Origin of the sequence: Okeania sp. SIO1H4 (genome assembly GCF_010672695.1) — a bacterium.
GTDB lineage: Bacteria > Cyanobacteriota > Cyanobacteriia > Cyanobacteriales > Microcoleaceae > Okeania > Okeania hirsuta.
On the sequence record NZ_JAAHGB010000025.1, the window covers coordinates 48,800 to 66,276 of the forward strand.

General features: G+C 36.3%; 17 protein-coding genes. 5 read left to right on the forward strand and 12 right to left on the reverse strand.

Annotated elements, in window-relative coordinates; all coding sequences use genetic code 11:
• Positions 1–183 precede the first annotated feature (183 nt).
• On the forward strand, positions 184–486 hold the full coding sequence (locus F6K06_RS17725) for a hypothetical protein (protein WP_124145289.1): 303 nt from the start codon (positions 184–186) through the stop codon (positions 484–486).
• Here the strand turns inward: F6K06_RS17725 and F6K06_RS17730 are convergent.
• Both F6K06_RS17730 and F6K06_RS17735 read right to left on the reverse strand, forming a co-directional pair.
• Positions 467–694 carry a transposase gene (locus F6K06_RS17730; protein ID WP_124145290.1) on the reverse strand — a complete coding sequence of 76 codons (228 nt, stop codon included), beginning with the start codon at positions 692–694 and terminating at the stop codon, positions 467–469. The genes F6K06_RS17725 and F6K06_RS17730 overlap by 20 nt on opposite strands.
• Positions 695–756: 62 nt before the next feature.
• Positions 757–978, reverse strand: coding sequence for a transposase (locus F6K06_RS17735; protein ID WP_124145291.1), 222 nt, complete (start codon positions 976–978; stop codon positions 757–759).
• A gap of 725 nt (positions 979–1,703) precedes the next feature.
• Here F6K06_RS17735 and F6K06_RS17740 point away from each other — a divergent pair.
• The gene (locus F6K06_RS17740; protein WP_287243612.1) at positions 1,704–2,072 is read left to right on the forward strand and encodes a hypothetical protein; all 369 of its coding nucleotides are present in this window, start codon (positions 1,704–1,706) and stop codon (positions 2,070–2,072) included.
• 58 nt (positions 2,073–2,130) lie between these two features.
• On the opposite strand, the gene F6K06_RS34060 is transcribed toward F6K06_RS17740, so the two are convergent.
• Positions 2,131–2,268, reverse strand: coding sequence for a hypothetical protein (locus tag F6K06_RS34060; protein ID WP_353734926.1), 138 nt, complete (start codon positions 2,266–2,268; stop codon positions 2,131–2,133).
• A gap of 93 nt (positions 2,269–2,361) precedes the next feature.
• Entirely contained in the window at positions 2,362–2,517 is a 156-nt protein-coding gene (locus tag F6K06_RS17750; protein WP_240038971.1) for a hypothetical protein, read from the reverse strand.
• Positions 2,518–3,362: 845 nt separating this feature from the next.
• Between F6K06_RS17750 and cobO the strand changes: the two genes are divergently transcribed.
• Complete coding sequence (gene cobO / locus F6K06_RS17760; protein WP_124145293.1) at positions 3,363–3,971, forward strand: cob(I)yrinic acid a,c-diamide adenosyltransferase; 609 nt, start codon at positions 3,363–3,365, stop codon at positions 3,969–3,971.
• Positions 3,972–4,292: 321 nt separating this feature from the next.
• Here the strand turns inward: cobO and F6K06_RS17765 are convergent, their stop codons facing one another.
• From F6K06_RS17765 to F6K06_RS17785, 5 genes are all read right to left on the reverse strand, one after another.
• Complete coding sequence (locus F6K06_RS17765) at positions 4,293–4,751, reverse strand: hypothetical protein (protein WP_124145294.1); 459 nt, start codon at positions 4,749–4,751, stop codon at positions 4,293–4,295.
• Positions 4,752–5,000: 249 nt separating this feature from the next.
• A complete protein-coding gene (locus F6K06_RS17770) occupies positions 5,001–6,008 on the reverse strand; it encodes an RNA polymerase sigma factor, RpoD/SigA family (protein ID WP_124145295.1) in 1,008 nt (335 codons plus the stop codon).
• A 1,462-nt stretch (positions 6,009–7,470) separates the two neighbouring features.
• A complete protein-coding gene (locus tag F6K06_RS17775) occupies positions 7,471–8,895 on the reverse strand; it encodes a hypothetical protein (protein WP_287243614.1) in 1,425 nt (474 codons plus the stop codon).
• A 463-nt stretch (positions 8,896–9,358) separates the two neighbouring features.
• Positions 9,359–10,498 (reverse strand): TIGR03364 family FAD-dependent oxidoreductase, encoded by a 1,140-nt coding sequence (locus F6K06_RS17780; protein WP_287243616.1) that lies wholly within the window; start codon positions 10,496–10,498, stop codon positions 9,359–9,361.
• Between the two features lie 14 nt (positions 10,499–10,512).
• Positions 10,513–11,244, reverse strand: coding sequence for an HAD hydrolase-like protein (locus tag F6K06_RS17785; RefSeq protein WP_124147187.1), 732 nt, complete (start codon positions 11,242–11,244; stop codon positions 10,513–10,515).
• A gap of 840 nt (positions 11,245–12,084) precedes the next feature.
• On the opposite strand from F6K06_RS17785, the gene F6K06_RS17790 reads away from it, so the two are divergent.
• Positions 12,085–13,926 carry a serine/threonine-protein kinase gene (locus F6K06_RS17790; protein ID WP_287243617.1) on the forward strand — a complete coding sequence of 614 codons (1,842 nt, stop codon included), beginning with the start codon at positions 12,085–12,087 and terminating at the stop codon, positions 13,924–13,926.
• 181 nt (positions 13,927–14,107) lie between these two features.
• Here the strand turns inward: F6K06_RS17790 and F6K06_RS17795 are convergent, their stop codons facing one another.
• From F6K06_RS17795 to F6K06_RS17805, 3 genes are all read right to left on the reverse strand, one after another.
• The gene (locus F6K06_RS17795; RefSeq protein WP_124147189.1) at positions 14,108–14,362 is read right to left on the reverse strand and encodes a hypothetical protein; all 255 of its coding nucleotides are present in this window, start codon (positions 14,360–14,362) and stop codon (positions 14,108–14,110) included.
• A gap of 464 nt (positions 14,363–14,826) precedes the next feature.
• Entirely contained in the window at positions 14,827–15,432 is a 606-nt protein-coding gene (locus F6K06_RS17800) for an alpha/beta fold hydrolase (RefSeq protein ID WP_124147190.1), read from the reverse strand.
• Positions 15,433–15,794: 362 nt separating this feature from the next.
• Positions 15,795–16,361 carry a DUF1802 family protein gene (locus F6K06_RS17805; protein ID WP_124147191.1) on the reverse strand — a complete coding sequence of 189 codons (567 nt, stop codon included), beginning with the start codon at positions 16,359–16,361 and terminating at the stop codon, positions 15,795–15,797.
• A 106-nt stretch (positions 16,362–16,467) separates the two neighbouring features.
• Here F6K06_RS17805 and F6K06_RS17810 point away from each other — a divergent pair, with 106 nt between their 5' ends.
• Positions 16,468–16,602, forward strand: a complete 135-nt coding sequence (locus F6K06_RS17810; RefSeq protein WP_275670446.1) for a hypothetical protein — start codon at positions 16,468–16,470, stop codon at positions 16,600–16,602.
• Positions 16,603–17,477: the final 875 nt, after the last annotated feature.

Genomic DNA, 17,477 nt, shown 5'->3' on the forward strand with positions numbered 1-17,477 from the left:
CTGGTTAAGGGCGACCAAAATTTTTATATTGTTGGGGACTAGCTTTCTCACCTAACGGGTTGGCAAGAGGGTGCAGTTGCTTCAGCTCTGAATGCAGTCTGTCAGATTGCAGACCCAATCAATGTATCGCGTTCCTGATATTGACCTCCTTCCAGATACGCGCTTGACTGTGGAAGGTGCATTTTGGGCTACTCTGCCTGCTTATGTTTGATTGACTCCCAAGAGAAATGGCTGAAAAATGCACTAAAAAGCGTTAGCTCCGCCTACCAAAAAGCTAATTTGGCTAACGTTCCGGTGGATACTTATCTCTTTGGTCATTCTTTAGGTGGGTTGTTTGCTCTGAGTTGGGCTTATTATATTGAACAAGAACATCTTCCTGAGAACCTGTTACCCCAGCAGGTGCTTGTGGCAGATCCGCTTCCCAATACCAGTGTGGCCAATATACCCGGGGAATTGGGGGATTTGATTACAGCGCTTTTGAGATGAATAAACCACAATGTTCAAACATTCCCCATGGCATCATCTTCAGTAATTTGAGCGATGTAGCTGCCGCACTTGCTCCGCCAACGCTTCGCTGATAACTCGATCTAATTGTTCCTGAGGAAAGAGCTTGACGAGAACCGAGAAACTCTTTAAATTTTGACCAACATAGTTCAATGGGTGACAAATCTGGTGAGTATGCAGGTAAGAACATTAACTTGGCTCCTCTATACGGAAATTAACTCTTGAATTCTAGAACCTTTGTGGACACTTAAATTATCCATCAGTACAATTGCCCAAGCGCCATAGTTGAGGTACTAAAATCTGCTTTATATATGTTTCAAATACATTTCTATTTGTACTACCAATTACTGTCATTGATGCAATTAGACCATCTAGACTTAAAGCTCCTAAAACACTTGTATTCTTACCTTGATTTCTAGGGGCATTGGTAACTACTCTCTCTCCTACTTTTGCTGGACCATCAAGACGAGTCATATCATGTTCGGTTGAATACTTATAATATCTGTGGACTAAAAGCAGAAGGCAGAGGGCAGCTATGCTGAAGGGAAAGAGCAAGGTTAGAAGGCAGAAGGTTTATTATAACTGATTATCCGCAATTCGTAGCTCCCCCGGAGGGGAACATGATATCATCCCTAAATTAACCCCTGATTCGTCAACAAAAACCAAATTATTTATGTCTACTAAATCAGCGCCATTTTCCATACTCATAGCGTTTTTGTTTAATATCTTCTCTCTCTTGTTCTGAAGCATAAAGACTTTTTTTTTCTACTTATATTGAATTTTTTGAAAATTTGATACATTGTTGATACACTCACTTTGACTCCGGTTCTAATTTCTAAATATTCCCATAACTCACAAAGTAAAATATCCGGTTTTTGTTGGATTTGCTGCGCTCATTAAAGAATCAAAATTGCCATCAATTTTAATCTTTGGTCCTCCTCCATGTTGCTTTGGATTTACAGTTCCTGTGGTTCTATAATGCCTTCATAAATTACGGACAAAACTCAAGCTAACTTGAAATCTTTGCGCTATTTGACGTTGAGAACCTTCTTGATTTTGATCGGCTCTAATCACACGAAGACGTAAATAAGCGTGAATATGGTCTGGCCATTTTTCAGGATTGGCGTTGGCGGAGCAAGTGCGACAGCTACATCGCTCTAGATAACTATATTTGTGTTTAGTTATATTTTACAATTAACGTGGTTCACCCATATGAAAAGTGCTGTAAGAAAATTACCGATGATGTGGATGTTAAAGTAACTGGAACCACACAAAACCTGAATATTCAAAACTATCACCTGGGCAAATTTATGCGGGAGTTCTCAAAAATAGGCTTTGATGCTTTACAGGAAGTTCAGCAGCCTGATGGGGATACAATTTGGGCTATGGATATGGTAATCGACAATCAAGATTTCAACTTTTACCTGAGTAAGGCTGAGATTCTTAATACGATAACTTTGGCGGAAGTTCAAAGCGAACAACAAATTGACGAAATAACCTCAAAGTACAAAATTGAGAAAGATAGGAGTTATATCATCATTGATGGTAAAAAATATTGGCGTTGGTAAATTAGGGTATGATATTTCCAAAAAGTCCTTATAGAAACCATTTAGGTTCTCGAAGAAATTAGGCGATCGCCACTAATCTCTTCAACATCAGCCTGACAAAACAAACATTAATTTTGGTGGCACCATGAGCAAGAGTTGTTTTCCTGCCGAATGCTGCGCAAACAACATTTTTTACTAAACTTTTACATCTTTCCATCCAGGAATTGGTTCTTTCTATCACCCACCTAGCTGTGACGGGTACAAATCCTGTTTTGCCTTGTTGATTCTTTTGAGCTTTTGATGGTTTAGGCTACAGTTTCAAGGGAATCTTCGTCATAATTGCCGGAGCAACTTTTTTCAACTCCTCCATAATTTTTTGAGGATGATATCCATTATCCAGTAGAATGGTGATTTTCGGAATGTTAACTGGCTGGGATTTAAAGTAGTCGATATTATTTGAGAACATCTCAATTAATCCGACATGATCACAGACCGATGCTTTGGTGCAATGGACAAAAAAAGCGCACCGCCCGCTCTGAGGAAACCTCAGAGTAAGGACGGAGCAAGAAGGAAAACCGAGAGTATCGACGGCTAGATGCCGTTTAATTCCATTGGTGGCTAATTCAAAACAACACCCCTTGGACTCTAAACTGTCATTACAAGTATTTTTCACGGCTTGGGAATCAATGATCATTAAAGTTGTCCATTTGCCTTTTTTTTACCTGTTGACCTATTTGAGCGTACAGGATATCCCTAATCTTCTCAATTAGTCCTTCTTCCCTCCACTGTTGATCACGCCAAAATACTGTGGAGGTTGGCGGTAAATCAAGTATTACCCAGTAAGCGTCACCGTGGGGTTGGCCAAGAAACTGGTGATACAAGTTATATTGAACGATTCAATCATACTTGACGTCAAAGAGTTTCCAGCTGAGTAAGTAAAACTTGATCATTCTCAAAATCTCTCGACAATCATATTGGTGCAATTTGGTATTTTGTTGATCACTATAATGCTAGTTTAATCACTTAGATCATTACTATGCATTACTACCCGAAAAAGATATAGACTTTTTGTAAAAGTAGGGAATAGGTATGGAGGGAACAGGGAAGATATTTTTAGGAGAAAAACACGGAAAATGATTTTTTGAGTTATTACACTCTAGTTTATAGTAAATAAAGGGCAAGTTTATTTTCTGGAGATGTCTATCATACAATTATCTACCAAAATCAGGAAAAATTACTAAATTGACAAATTAATACTAATTGTGATAAAAAACTATTTTGTACACTGATAACTGATAACTGTTAACTGAAATGACATCCCTAACTCCTGAGCAATACAAACAGAAAATGCAGCGCCGCAAAGAAGTACAAGAACAACGAGTATCTCAAGCTGCTCTGGAAAAAGGCTTAGTTATTGTCAATACTGGTAACGGTAAAGGCAAAACTACAGCAGCATTGGGTATGGTGATGCGCTCCTTGGGTCATGGTTATCGAGTGGCAATAGTTCAATTTATTAAAGGTGCTTGGGAACCCGCAGAAAAAGCAGTGTTTACTAAATGGGGCGAACAAATATCTTTTCATGCTTTAGGTGAAGGGTTTACTTGGGAGACTCAAGACCGCGATCGCGATATTCAAAAAGTTTATGAAGCTTGGAATTTGGCTTTGTCTTATATCCGCAACCCAGAGTTTAAATTAGTATTACTTGATGAGGTGAATGTTAGTTTGAAATTGGGTTATTTAAAGTTAGAAGATTTGTTAACTGGGTTAGAAGAGAAACCTGAAGATTCTCATGTTATTCTTACAGGTAGGGGTGCCCCTCCAGAATTAATTGAAAGGGCGGATTTAGTTACAGAAATGAAAATGATTAAGCATCCTTTTAGAGAGCAAGGTGTGAGGGCGCAACCTGGTATTGAGTATTAATATTAGTAGGAACAAAGAATTAGTTAAAATGGCAAACTTTAGATTCGATTAAAATCTTAATCAGCATAAATTAGTTTTGTTCCCGATAATGTGAAATAATTGCTGAATAATTGCTGAATTATTACCAAATAATTAAGGTTTAAACCCTCTCCTTCTTATAAAGGAGAAAAAAGAAAAAATTTTCCTTAAACGTCAATCCTCTTCCTTTCAAAAAGAGGTAATTACTAATTATTAATTATTAATTATTAGTTATTGAATATAGCTTCCAAGTTTTAAGTCCATAAAATCTAACTTTTGAGCTTTGAGTTTTAACAACAAGTATTACCAAGCCAAATTTTGATAGTTAGTTTGGCAAGTATTTAATATCCTGGCATCATTCTCACTAACTTGATTTATGGGGTAATATTTCTCTAAATCTACTATGTAGTCAGAAGCAGTATTATCATAACTATCTACAACTTTTACATCTAAGCTATTTTGCTTATAAAATCCATAAAAGCAATAAAAAGCTGAATGGGGTAGATAAAGAGCGCCTATTACCTTACCATTTTCTAACTGAAATACAAAATACTCATTCTGAATTTTCTCTGGTTGAGAAGACTGACCAAAAAGGTAAATTCCATCACTGAGCAATGTACGATCTTCATTTGTTTGTGAGGAAAACTTTGGTCTTTCTTCCTTGAATTTAAGAGAAATAGTTTTATACTGTACTATTGGCCTATTTGCTGTACTATAGGTCAATATTAAGTAGGTGGCGATCGCCACTAACCTAAAAATCACGAATATTACTTAATTGTTATCTACACCATTATCATATCCGTAGAAAAAGGTAAAAATCTATTGTTTTAACAATTTGTGTTAATTTCTCAACTGTTAACAAAAGTTATTTCTTCCAATAGTTACTAAAGGTAGATAATAAATCAAAAAAAATCCTTGTAGAGATAATCATTAAAAATAACTATCTCTACAAGGAACGATCAAAATTTGATATTGACAATAGAGGGATCGATTTTAGGCAGATTTTAATACCTAACTAGCGACATATTCCCGCACCTTAGCTTGACGACGACGCAAATGGGCCAGAGCTTGATGTTCTAGTTGACGGACTCGCTCGCGACTAAGTTGTAGTCTCTCTCCCACTTTAGCCAAGGACATTTCTCTACCATCCTCAAGACCAAAACGTAACGTTAATACACGACGTTGTTGATCGGTCAATTCTCCCAGTAGAGTATTTAAGTCCTGGCGCAACAACTCACGAGTAATATAGTCATCTGGAGAAGAAGCTTCGTCCTCCAAAAGTTCTTGCAGTTCAGTGTCCTGATTATCTCCTACTCGTAAATCCAACGATATAGGATGGCGGGCCATTAGGAGATATTCTCTAATTTGAGAAGGTTCTAGTTCTAAAGCTTGAGCAATTTCAGAAGGAGTAGGGGTACGGCCCAAGCTTTGAATTAGTTCTCTCTGAACTCTTTTGATTTTGTTGAGCTTTTCAGTAATGTGAATAGGTAAGCGAATAGTACGAGCTTGTTGTGCGATCGCTCTGGTAATTGCTTGACGTATCCACCAATAAGCATAAGTAGAAAATTTGTAACCTCGCATGGGGTCAAATTTTTCCACTCCTCGCTCCAAACCTAAAGTACCTTCTTGAATCAGATCCAAGAATTCCATATTTCGTTTTTGGTACTTTTTAGCGATCGCTACTACTAAGCGAAGATTAGCTTCAATCATTTTTTGTTTGGCACGGCGACCATGGTTAATTATTTGGTTGAGTGCTTCTTCACTTAGCTGTACATATTCTGCCCATTCTTGCTGAGTTGCTGCTCTGTCTAGCTTCTCCTCTAATTTTTCCTTTGACTCCAAAAGTTCCATCATGTACTTAACTTTCTTGCCATACACAATTTCTTCTTCACGAGTCAGAAGTGGTACACGGCCTATCTCATGTAGATAAGTACGAACTGTATCCATTGAGGAGTAGGAGCGAGAAGTTGATTTGTTTATCTTTTGAGTTTTCTTATTTTCTTTATTTAGTGTTGACATTTTCCATAAACTCCTTATTTTAAATATCGCAGTAGTTATTGTGTGTTCGTACAATGGGAAGAATTTGAGATACAACTACATGAGAATAGGCTTTCCCATCCCTACACAAATGCCATCAAGTGGTCATTTCAGCGATCGGGCACGTCTCCTATGGAGGAACTTTCCTATCTCCTGCGCAGAAGCTGCGCTAAAGTCATGCTGCGCAAACGTTAACAGTTATCAGGCACACCTCCTGGGGAGGAACTTCGGACTTGAGTACCTCTACAATAAGGAGGTTTGAGATCGGGAATATTCTCTTTTCTCTTGGTCGATTCGCTGAATGGACTTATAAGGGAAGTTTGATTTTTACATTATTTACATTGATAAAAATTATACTTTATTCTCTCTATTAAAGTAAACTCAGTATGAGTCCGCTTTTTTTCTTTGTAATACAAATCTAGACTAAATTTAAAGGCAGAATGTTCATCTAACATAAGTAGAAATTTAATTTGTCCTTAAAATTGCTAGTAGATTAGATTAACTACAATCTATGCTTAAGGATTTCCGCAAAATTTTGTTAAGATTATTGTTTAAGTTATTTCCCATACATCGATGATGGCTCAACCAGCTTCTAAGAGGCAACTCTCAGAACATAGAGATAACCGAACTATTGAACTATTCTCTGCAATTGACAAAAGGCAATCATAATTCGTCTGTTTGTAGCTCTGATTAGCATCTCTTGAGAAATACCACTTAAAAACAATAGATTTTTTAACTATTCTCTAGTGATGTATTACATCGTAACACATAAAGCTGATTTTTGCATCAATCAAAAGAAATAACTTATTTTGACTACTCGCCTGGCTCTTGCCGAGGGTATTCTAAGTAGATACTACGCAACAGGATAAATCCGTGTTGCTCCGTCTATTCTTAGCTGACCAAAGAAAATATCTTTGGGTACAAGTCAAAGTGCCGCTACGCGGAAGTTAGAAGTCAGAAGTCAGAAGTCAGAAGTATTAATTGGTAAGGCTTTTAGGATATGGAGAGGCTTTATACCTTAATTTTTCGGTAAAACTCAGAACTCAGAACTCAGGAAATTCAGGAACGAGAATAGGGGAAAAAGTTAGAAAAATGCTTCCATCTCCCCTACTCCCCTGCTCCTTACAAGGGTAGGTTTTTTAGCTTTGATCTAAAACAAGTGTGGTTTGTGTAGTCGGTGTGGGGAGAGGGAGAAGTTTTGAGCTATTTATCGTATAAACAAAGTACATTTTTGTGGAAATTTTATACTGAATCAGGACTTACGCAGAGACTCTATATATAGGGAGAAAGAATGCTATTTACCCCTACAAATGGTGCTTTAAAAGTCAATTTGCGTAAGTCCTGTGAATAAAAGTGATTACTCACACCTTTGTTAAAAACCTTCCACACTTCCCACACTTGCCACCCTTGCCACATCTCCCACTTCCTATCTTCAAATAAGTGGTTAGAAAAAACTTCCTGCATCAGAAAACTGATTGATTGGCGGATCTCCTGCCACAATTGGACCGGCCGTAGTAACTCCTAATCTCACTGGAGCAAGACTAATAAAACCATCAGGGACACTTGCACTGAAGGAAAAACCTCCAATGGGAATAATAGGTAGCTCTGTATAAGTCAGACGCAACAGATATTGAAACTCTGGTGCTAGAGTTAACTCCGCAGGAACACTTATGGGAGTATTGGTTCCTGGTGAAAGAATTGTTACATCTGATGGCGCTCCCGGCCCAATTCTAGCATTAACACCACCACCACCATTATCGCTAGCTGCAACTAGAGTGGTTTGTTGGTTAGGCTGAAGCACAGGAGAATTTGAGGGGAGTTGATAAACTTCTAATAAAGGGTCAAAACCACTATTTATACCGACCATATCGATTGTTAATGGAACACCTGGTGTAGCATTTAATAGAAAATCTTCTTTAAAAATGAAATTTGTGTTTTCACGATTTCTCACAGCTTCATCACTTCCATCTATCTGTCCATCAAAACTGATGATTTGTGGTTGTGGGTTAGGGTTTGGTGGAATTGGTGGTTGAGGATTAGGGGGTGGTACAGGATTAATGTTTGCACTTGCTGGAAACAGGCTTAAATCATAGTTACTGGTAATACCAGGAGCAGTCTGAAAAACATTGATAAAATATTCGCCGGGGGTAAAGAAAGGTGCCTGAAATGCCTCATTTGATGAGTCCAGGTTGTTACCACTGGCAATTAAGTTACCATTGCTATCTAATACTTCTACATCAAGATTGCCAGTAATATTTTGCAAGGCAACTCCTGAAGTTATGGGTTGATCAACTGTAACGCGATAGTAATCTACTGTGTCAAAATCATTAATTGTAGCCGAGCGAGTTATGGGTATTTCGGGAACTATACGACCTAAAGGAGTTGCTGTGTTTATACTGTCATTACTATTATCAGTAAAACCAGGAGGGTTGATGGGAGGGTTGACTGGCGGATTGATTGGTGGGTTGGTGGGAGGATTTACTGGTGGATTGATTGGTGGGTTGTTGGAACTAATAGAGGCTAAATCAAGTTGATAATTTGTGCCTCCTAGAGGAAAATCATTAAGTGGTTGAAATACTAATACTTGATAGTTACCAGGATTGAGAGGAATTGTAAAATTTTCTGGGGTAGAAAGTGGCTGACTTCCTGCTCCACCAGGAATAGGATTTCCATTACTATCATTTACTATGATATCAGCACTGGTGATAATATCGAACAAGTTAACTTCTAATAATTGAGGTTCATTGATAGTAATATCATAAGAGTCAAAGCTATCTATTGCTCCTACAGTGCCGAATCGTGAAACGGTAAATCCTGGTACAAGATTAATTTGATTAGAATCAATTTGAAGTGCTGAAATTTCTGCCATTGTTGATGTTTTTTTTACATTATGTTGATGAATTATCAAGTTTTTTAGGCATTTGCAAATTCTTTTAAACTTAAGAAGCTACTATTATTATAAGACTTTTTTCTTGTTAAAAAGGTTTCAACTCTGTGGAAAAATCTTAGTATTTTAAGACAAAAACATAGACTCGATCGCCTTACTGACAAAGTGAATCAAATTTAAGCTTTTCTCTATGTAATTTCACTGATTTATCGGATGGATTCGGTTGTCGGAGAAAAATACAAAATGAATCAAAATATCTATGAATTTGTAGCTAAATATTATAGCAGTACTTTCTTTAGTTAGGACAATAAATTTGAGTAAAAAGGGAGTAGGAAATAGAGGAATGTCCTCACCTATTTGTGCAGTGCTATAATATTCAAATTATTAATAAATAGAAAAACCAGTATTTCTGGCTTTTTCTCTCAAGAAATTAAGGTAGAAAAAATTACAGCATTTTTTCCACTACTTCTGTTGCTAAACCAAAGGATAAAGTCATACCTGCTCCACTCAAGGCGTTAATAATTGTGACTCCCGTTTCTGGTTGAGTGATAAATTCAGTTTTGCCTGGAAGTTTGGCATAAACTCCATGCCAAGTTTCGGTAATTTCTAACTCAGGAACCTGAGCAAATTTTTTCAAGTAATCTAATATATATTGATTGATTTGTACTCGGTCGAAAGGTTCTGGGTTCAAACCATATTCATGGGAATCACCAATAATTAATTCACCTGCTGCATTTTGTGACATCATCACATGAATTCCCCACTCAGGAAAATGGGGAGTTTCTGTTTCAATTCTGGTTTTGAGTGCTGCTAAAGATGGGCAATGGGCAAAGGAAGCGTAATGAGTTAAGGTTAAACCGCCACATAATGCCACATCAGCACGCCAGTTTTCAGGTTGAGGAACTGTTCGCATCATTTGTAATTTTACTTTTGTTATCCCACTGTTGGCAAAAGTATCAGGATATAAAGTTTCAAAGTCAACCCCGCTACAAACAAAAATACGGTCTGCTTGCCATTTTTCTCCACTTGCTATCAGATAAGGATGGGAAATTTCTGTGACAACTGTGCCGAATTTGAACTCAACATTGTATTCTGCTGATAAAAAACCAGGTATTTTTTTGATTGCTTCTCTGGGGTCAACTATTACTTCTGTTGCGCTCCACAATGCTCCTAATAAACCATCAGTAATTACAGCAGGAGTTTTTTCTGCTACTTGCTCGGGTGTGAGCAAAGCTAATGTCTCTTGCTTTTGTTGAGTTGTAGTTTCTATGAATTCCTTGATTACTTGTAGTTCATCTTCTCGGTAGGCAAGATGTAGGGAACCGCATCGGTCTAAATGAAAACCTGCTTTTGCTCCAACTTCTAACCAAATTTCTCTTGATTTGAGAGCGCGATCTCGTAATTCTCCATATGGCTGTCCAATTGGCCAAATCATACCAAAGTTACGAATAGATGCTCCCACTGCATAAGGGTTTCTTTCAAAGACTACTACCTTGAGACCAAGTTTGGCAACTGCTAAAGCGTGAGCTAAACCAACGATACCTGCACCGACAACGATAACATCTGCTTGATGAATTTGAGTCATGTTTTATTTCCCACTTATTCTAATAAATGTACAATTTTGTCTTTTAACTCTAAGAGCGAATTGAGTAATCCATCATTGCGGTATTGTGCTAATTGTTCTTTTGTCTGAGTACCATTTGTTACACCAAAAGTATATAAACAATTAGCATTAATCCCTGCTTCTAAGTCAGAAGGAGTATCCCCAATTTTAATGACAGTTTGTGAGTCTTTTATCCCTAGTTTATACATGGCTTTTTGAATCATGTAAGGTGTCGGGCGACCTTCATTATTATAAATTTCTGTGGGAGTAATAGAGGCTTGAATAATTGATTTTTTGTCTCCAATATAATCACTATTTAACTTTTTGTCCCATTCTAAACGGTGTAAAATAATGTTAGTTACTTCTCGATAAAATCCAGTTGTTAAAGCAATTTTTATATTTTGCGATCGCAACCAAGTAAAAATTTCTAAGCACCCCTTTGTTGGTTCGAGCAACTGAGTTTTATAGTGATTTTCCAGAATTTCTTTGAATTTAGTAAAAGAAGTTTCAACTTTAGCAGGATAATCAGGATGTTCTTGACCTATTTGTGCTTGCCAAAGTGTTTCAAACACTAATTTTTTCGACCATCCCATCATTGAATTTACACGGTCTACTTCTGCCTCAAGTCCTGTACTTGCAGCAGCTTCTAAAAAACAATTCTGGACTTCATTTTGGTCTTTGACAGTGGTACCTGCCATATCAAAGACTACTAATTTAACTTTTGACATAAGTAAATTTTTGGGAATTAATATAAACACTATAATAGACATTTACAGGGAAAATAGAACAGGGAAAAGGGGGAAATAATTGATGATATATCATCATAATTGATTTGATTTTTTATTTTTGAAGATATCTAATATAAATTTCCAGAAATTACATAAGCCTTTTTTTTAATCGTTGTTTTATAGAGATGTCTTCAGAAAAGTCTCTTGATTAATTTTTCATTTAAAGTTATAGCAGATGATATCTAAAAATAAGTAAGCATTCAGCTATAAGCTGTCAGCTATAAGCTTTTATGAGGGGATCTTAATATATAGACTTTAAAGGCCTTTTATATTAAAATTTAATTCTTATTCAATTAGTAAAGCTTTTATCTATAACTAAAAAGAAGCAATAGCTGATGGCTGATAGCTGACGGCTGTTTGCGCAGCATTCCGGAGGAAATGCTTACAAAAATAAGATATTGGTAAAACTGATAAGTAATATTAAACTTGTCAAATGAAATGGCAAATTTTGTTCATTCTATTATCCATTAGATGCTTAATCTGTTAATATTATCTTTGTCTATTATAAATTTAACAACCAACAGTTGCTTCGGTGTCTATAATTGTTTGGGAATAGTTAAAGGTAAAGGATAGTAGCTTCTTTTAGCATCCTCATCCACTTTTATCTTCTTCCTTCTTTCTTCCCTGCTGACTCCTGACTCCTGACTCCTGACTCCCCCGTCATTTTATTTATAAGTAATCAACCGGACATGGACATAATATAACTACTAATTCAAAGCTACAATATTTAAGGTTCAATTTTTTGTCCAATGTATCAAAGGTCTAAAAAAATTACTAATTATGACGAATCTGCCAGAGTTTTTTAACCAACGTTATCAAGTTCAACAAGAACTAGGTTGTAATCCAAATGGAGGTCGCATTACTTATTTATCAACTGATACTACGACAAAAACACCTGTTGTAACTAAACAATATCAATTTGCCAATTGGGCAGAATATGATAGTTATCATCGAGAAATTGAACTACTCCAACAACTCAATCATTCTAGTATTCCACGTTATCTAGATTCATTTGAAACAGAAAATGGCTTTTGCTTAGTACAAGAGTACAAAAATGCCCCCTCTCTTGACCCAACAAAGCATTGGACAGTAGCAGAAATTAAACAAATTGCTCAATCAGTATTAGAAGTTTTAGTTTACCTACAACAGCAAGTACCACCAATTATTCATCGGGATATTAAACCAGAAAATATCTTAGTTGAACGCAACGTTACTCAACTAAAAGTTTACCTGGTAGATTTTGGATTTGCCCGCAGTGGGTATGGTAATCTAGCAATTAGTAGTGCAGTCAAAGGCACTTTAGGATTTATGCCACCAGAACAATTGTTCAACAGGGAACTCACAAAAGCATCAGATTTGTACAGTTTAGGTGCAACTTTAATCTGTTTATTAACTAATACAAAATCCAGTGAAATCGGCAAATTAGTTGATGATAGCTATCGAATTAATTTTAAGAAATTACTGCCAAAACTAGAACCAGCATTTGTTAATTGGCTAAAAAAAATGCTGGAACCAAATTCAAAACATCGCTTCCCCAATGCTGAGATTGCTCTCCAAATGCTGAAATCTATTGATGATGGAGAAAATATGAGAACGAAAACAATGCAATTTGGGATGAAAAAAACTAGGAAAATATTTGCTGGAGTAGCAACAATTAGTTTGTGTTTAATAGCATTTTCTAGTACCATAGCAGCACTAACAACCTGGGGTGAAAATAAATGGTTAAATTCTCAGATAGATCTAGAAAAATCTCGTTCTAATGCGAGAAAGCAGCATTTGCAGCAAGTTTTATTGCAAACAGGTCAGTGTCCTCGGTGTGAGTTAAACAATGTTAACTTAGCTTATGGAAACTTGAAAAATGTCAACCTCAAAGATGCTAGTCTAGAAGGTGCCGATCTCAATAATGCTAACCTCGAAGATGCCGATCTATGGAAAGCAAGTTTGGGAGGTATTAATCTTTCATCTGCTAATTTATCAAATGCTGACTTGAGAGGTGCTAAACTCAGATACGCAAATTTACAGTCTGCTAACCTATGGAGTGCTAATCTAGGGTATGCTAATCTGTGGAATGTGAACCTGAGTCAAGCAAATCTTAGAGATACTAATTTGTGGGGAGCTAACTTTGGTTATGCCAAGCTAGAAAATGCTAACCTGAAAAATGCTAATCTTTTGGGAGCAAATTTATTTAATGCTGAGTTAGAGAATGCCGATCTTGAAAATGCGAATTTGAAGAATGCCAAGTTAGATGGTGTTAATCTCAAGGGTGCTAAGTTAAAACAGGCTAATCTTAAAGATGCTATACTGGCAGGATATACAGGTCATGGCTATCGCAGCGTGAATTTAGAAAATGCCGATCTCGAAAGTGCTAATCTCGAAGGTAGTAATCTCAAAAATGCTAATTTACTGGGTGCCTACTTGAAGAATGCTAATCTTAGGGAAGCTTCTCTCGAAGGTGCGGACTTACGGGGTGCAAATCTTACGAATGCTAATCTCAGCAAAGCTTATTTACGAGGTGCTAATCTTCGTGGTGTCAACCTTCGCGGTGCTAAACTGGACACTGCAAATTTCCGAGATACTGACCTTAAAGGTGCAATCATGCCTGACGGTAGTATTCATCCTTAATTATCATTATAATGTTTGCTTAATTAGTTATCAAAAAACTACTCCATCTATTCTCTATTATAGCAGAAGGAAGAAGGAAGAAGGCGTTTAGTTATCTAGGAAAGAAGAAAAAATCTAGCGTTGCCTGAGTTTTAAGCTTTTGATATGTCCTCACCTTTCCTTCCACTGCTATACCAGTTTTTTATACCGCATTTTTCAAGATAGTAAGGTACAGTTTTCTATTAAAATCTATTCTTTTGTTTGTGTTGTCTAATACTTCAGCATTTTGTACCTGATCAAACAGTAAACTGCTATAAGTATTAAATCGAATATAATACCAATTTGATAAATATTTGCTACAAATAATATCAAATCCGGTAGCATGGGTGTAATTAGATGGGGAGATGGGGAGATGGGGATATCGAGAAATATTTGGTAATGGTTGAAGATGGAACATTTTTTTATACCGAATTAAACGGATTTGATATAACTAGGTTATTTCTTAGGAGTCACTCCTCAGGTAGGGGAACTGTCGGATTGGCGACGTACAGAATAAATAGCTTTGATACCATTTATTAGGTCGGAATTTATCTTTTTTGAGTTGTGAGATATTGTAGATTTTAGGAAACAGGGAACAGGGAATAGGCAATGAGAAATACTAAAGCAATAAAATTATCGCGAATGATTTAGGATTGCTATAATTAATATTAATTAATATATTGATTATTAGGGTTATCCTACAAAACAAATGTTGAAAAAAGGGAACAATTCAAAGGGGAATAATGAAATATTTTGTATCTATTTTTTGAGATTTTTACAAATTACTTATAATGACCATATTAGGAGTATTTAATCATCTAAATTAATTCATATTTAAGCATTTTAATTATATTTCGAGCATCCCCTACATATTTATATAAATTACTTATTTCTACAGCTTTCAATAAATTTAATTAAATGTTTGTGAAATTCTTCCGTTTCTTTCATATAACAAGCATGACCAGCATTAGTTAGAATAACTTTTTGAGAATTTGGCATTAGTTTTACTAACAGATCTGCTTGTACTAGAGGAACTATACGATCATTACTTCCCCAAATAGCTAATGTGGGTAATTCAATTCCTTCTAATTGATTCTGGAAACGTTGAATTCCCACGGTCGCAATCGCGACAAAACCTGCTAATTTATCTCCATGATTAATCACAAAAGGAAAGCTATAACTTCCACTCATAGAAGGAGATACTAAAACTGGAAGATTTAATTTTAAAATATTTAATAATTCTAGTAAAAAACTTACGCTAGAAACTGATGTTCTTTTAGAACGACCATACCCGGGAATATCTACAGCAACTGCTCGATAACCTGTCATAGCTAAAAGTTCAAGAGTCCCAATTTCTTGCCATGTCTGAGCGCTAAAACTTGCCCCATGTAACAAAAGTACACTAACCGAATTTGTTGGGCCTGTTTCAAGATAATGAATCCGAGCGTTTTCCAGATTCAGATATTGAGAATTAATATTGGTATTCATAGTTTGATTAATGATAATTTCATTATCCTACAGTAGTTTGTAATACCAATTTCATAAAATATTGCTACATTCATGGAAGAATGAGCACCGGAACTAGGAGTAGGGAGAGGGAGCAGAGAAAGAGAAGTATAGTAAGCATTTCCTACGGAATGCTGCGCAAACAGCTATTAGCAGTCAGCTATCAGCAATTAGTAATGAATAATTACTTCTAAGATTGAGTCCGGGGACTTTGGCAGTAAATTTTTATTCTTTCTCAATTTCAAAGGTTGCTTTTACCTTTCCCAAAATTAATAGCTGATAGCTAATAGCTGATGGCTAAATGCTCTTACGAAGTATATGAAAAAAGATACTTTAAATCTAAATTATTCGGTAAAAATCTGACAAATTTCTGTGGATAAACTTTGATAACGATCGTCAGTAAAAACAGGAACTGAGTTAGTAATATTAATTGGTCTAACTAACTCTATCCAGGAACGACAGCTTCCATATTCGCGACGATAAAAAAAATCACAGCTTCGGGAAAGTTTATAAGTTCTTAAAAGTAAAATATACAGTGGTTGTTGAGGTTTCCATTTTAGGCGATCGCTGACAAATTTTTCATTCCAAATATGATAAACAAACAACTTATTTAAGATAGATTCATCACTCACTGGCAAAATATGAGTAATCTCAGCAAAACTACTAATTTTTATCTTCTCAGGATGCCAACCTGAATCTACAACTTGCACCTGATTTACATATTCTGGCTTAAGTAAATCTGGCTGTTGATGTTCAAAAGTTGGATAGAGTAATACCTGTTTATACGCAACAGCAAAACGACCGCCCTGTTCCTGAATACCACCCTTTCTTAACAACATAATTGTGTTGCCTTTTTCTAAAGTATTAATAGCAATATTCCACTCCTTAAGAGCAGCAGTAATAGTTTCCATAATTACCTATTTCTAGCAATTGATAGTGATATACAATCTAGTTAATTATTTATTATAAAACTAACTTTCCTATTTCTGGCTCCTAGAATTGTGTCAAATAGAGACTTTGGAGAAATACTCTATCAGTTCAAATAAACTTTTCTGCTTTATTGAAGAAGGAGACAGGAGACAGGAGACAGGAGGAAAATTACATGGGGATAGTCAACGACCTGCCGCTCCGCGTCTACGCTCCCCCAAGTAATGCGTGAACACCCCCGTTGACGGTGGGGTATTAAACCCACAAAGAAAATGATAAAAGATTAGACCTCTTATACCAAATTAATAAATATTTGCTACAAATAGCTAGGATATTTCTTAGGAGTCAACCCATCTCTAACCCACCCCACCCCCGTCCCTCCCAGGAGGGGAACTCAGTCGGACCGAGTCACACGGGAATAGTTTCAGTACCATTTTTCAGGTCGGAAATCATTCTTTTCTCTTGGTGCGCGTTCCGGAAGCGAGCTGGCGTCGTCGCGGGGTCGCACCGCTCTCTTGGTCGATTGGATATGGCGAGGAGACCCGTTCTTACAGACCCGCTCCGAAGATCGCCATCCCACCCTACGGGAAGCTCCGAAGATCGACCGCTTTGTCAAAGGACATATCCTGCATTTGTCTTTTTATTCCTCTTACTATTCGTAACATTCTTTTTTCACGCTTGGTATTATATAGTATCCAGATAATTAGTTATCGTATGATGAGCGGAAGACCGAGTCAGAAAGAGGAGCTGTTGGATTGGCGACGTACAGGAGAAAGGAAAGATGATAGTGAGAATTATCTGGAGATATTCCGGAATTTTATGTCTGCATTGGATGGAAACTGCTGCAAAGTCTAAGAAATCTAAATAATGACTTTTTTTTGTATAACTTAAATAAATTAACCGGAAATTACGAAAAATATTAGAATAATGATCAGAGGATATTTTTTAAGTATCTAGAAAATCTACTGAAAAAATCTTTACCCCCATTTTAAAGTGAGGTGAGGAGAGAACAATTAAAGAATAGGAATGTATCTACAAGTTTTATACACCACTTTCAAAAATATGATCTAAATATTCACTAAATAAACTTAAAACTCTAA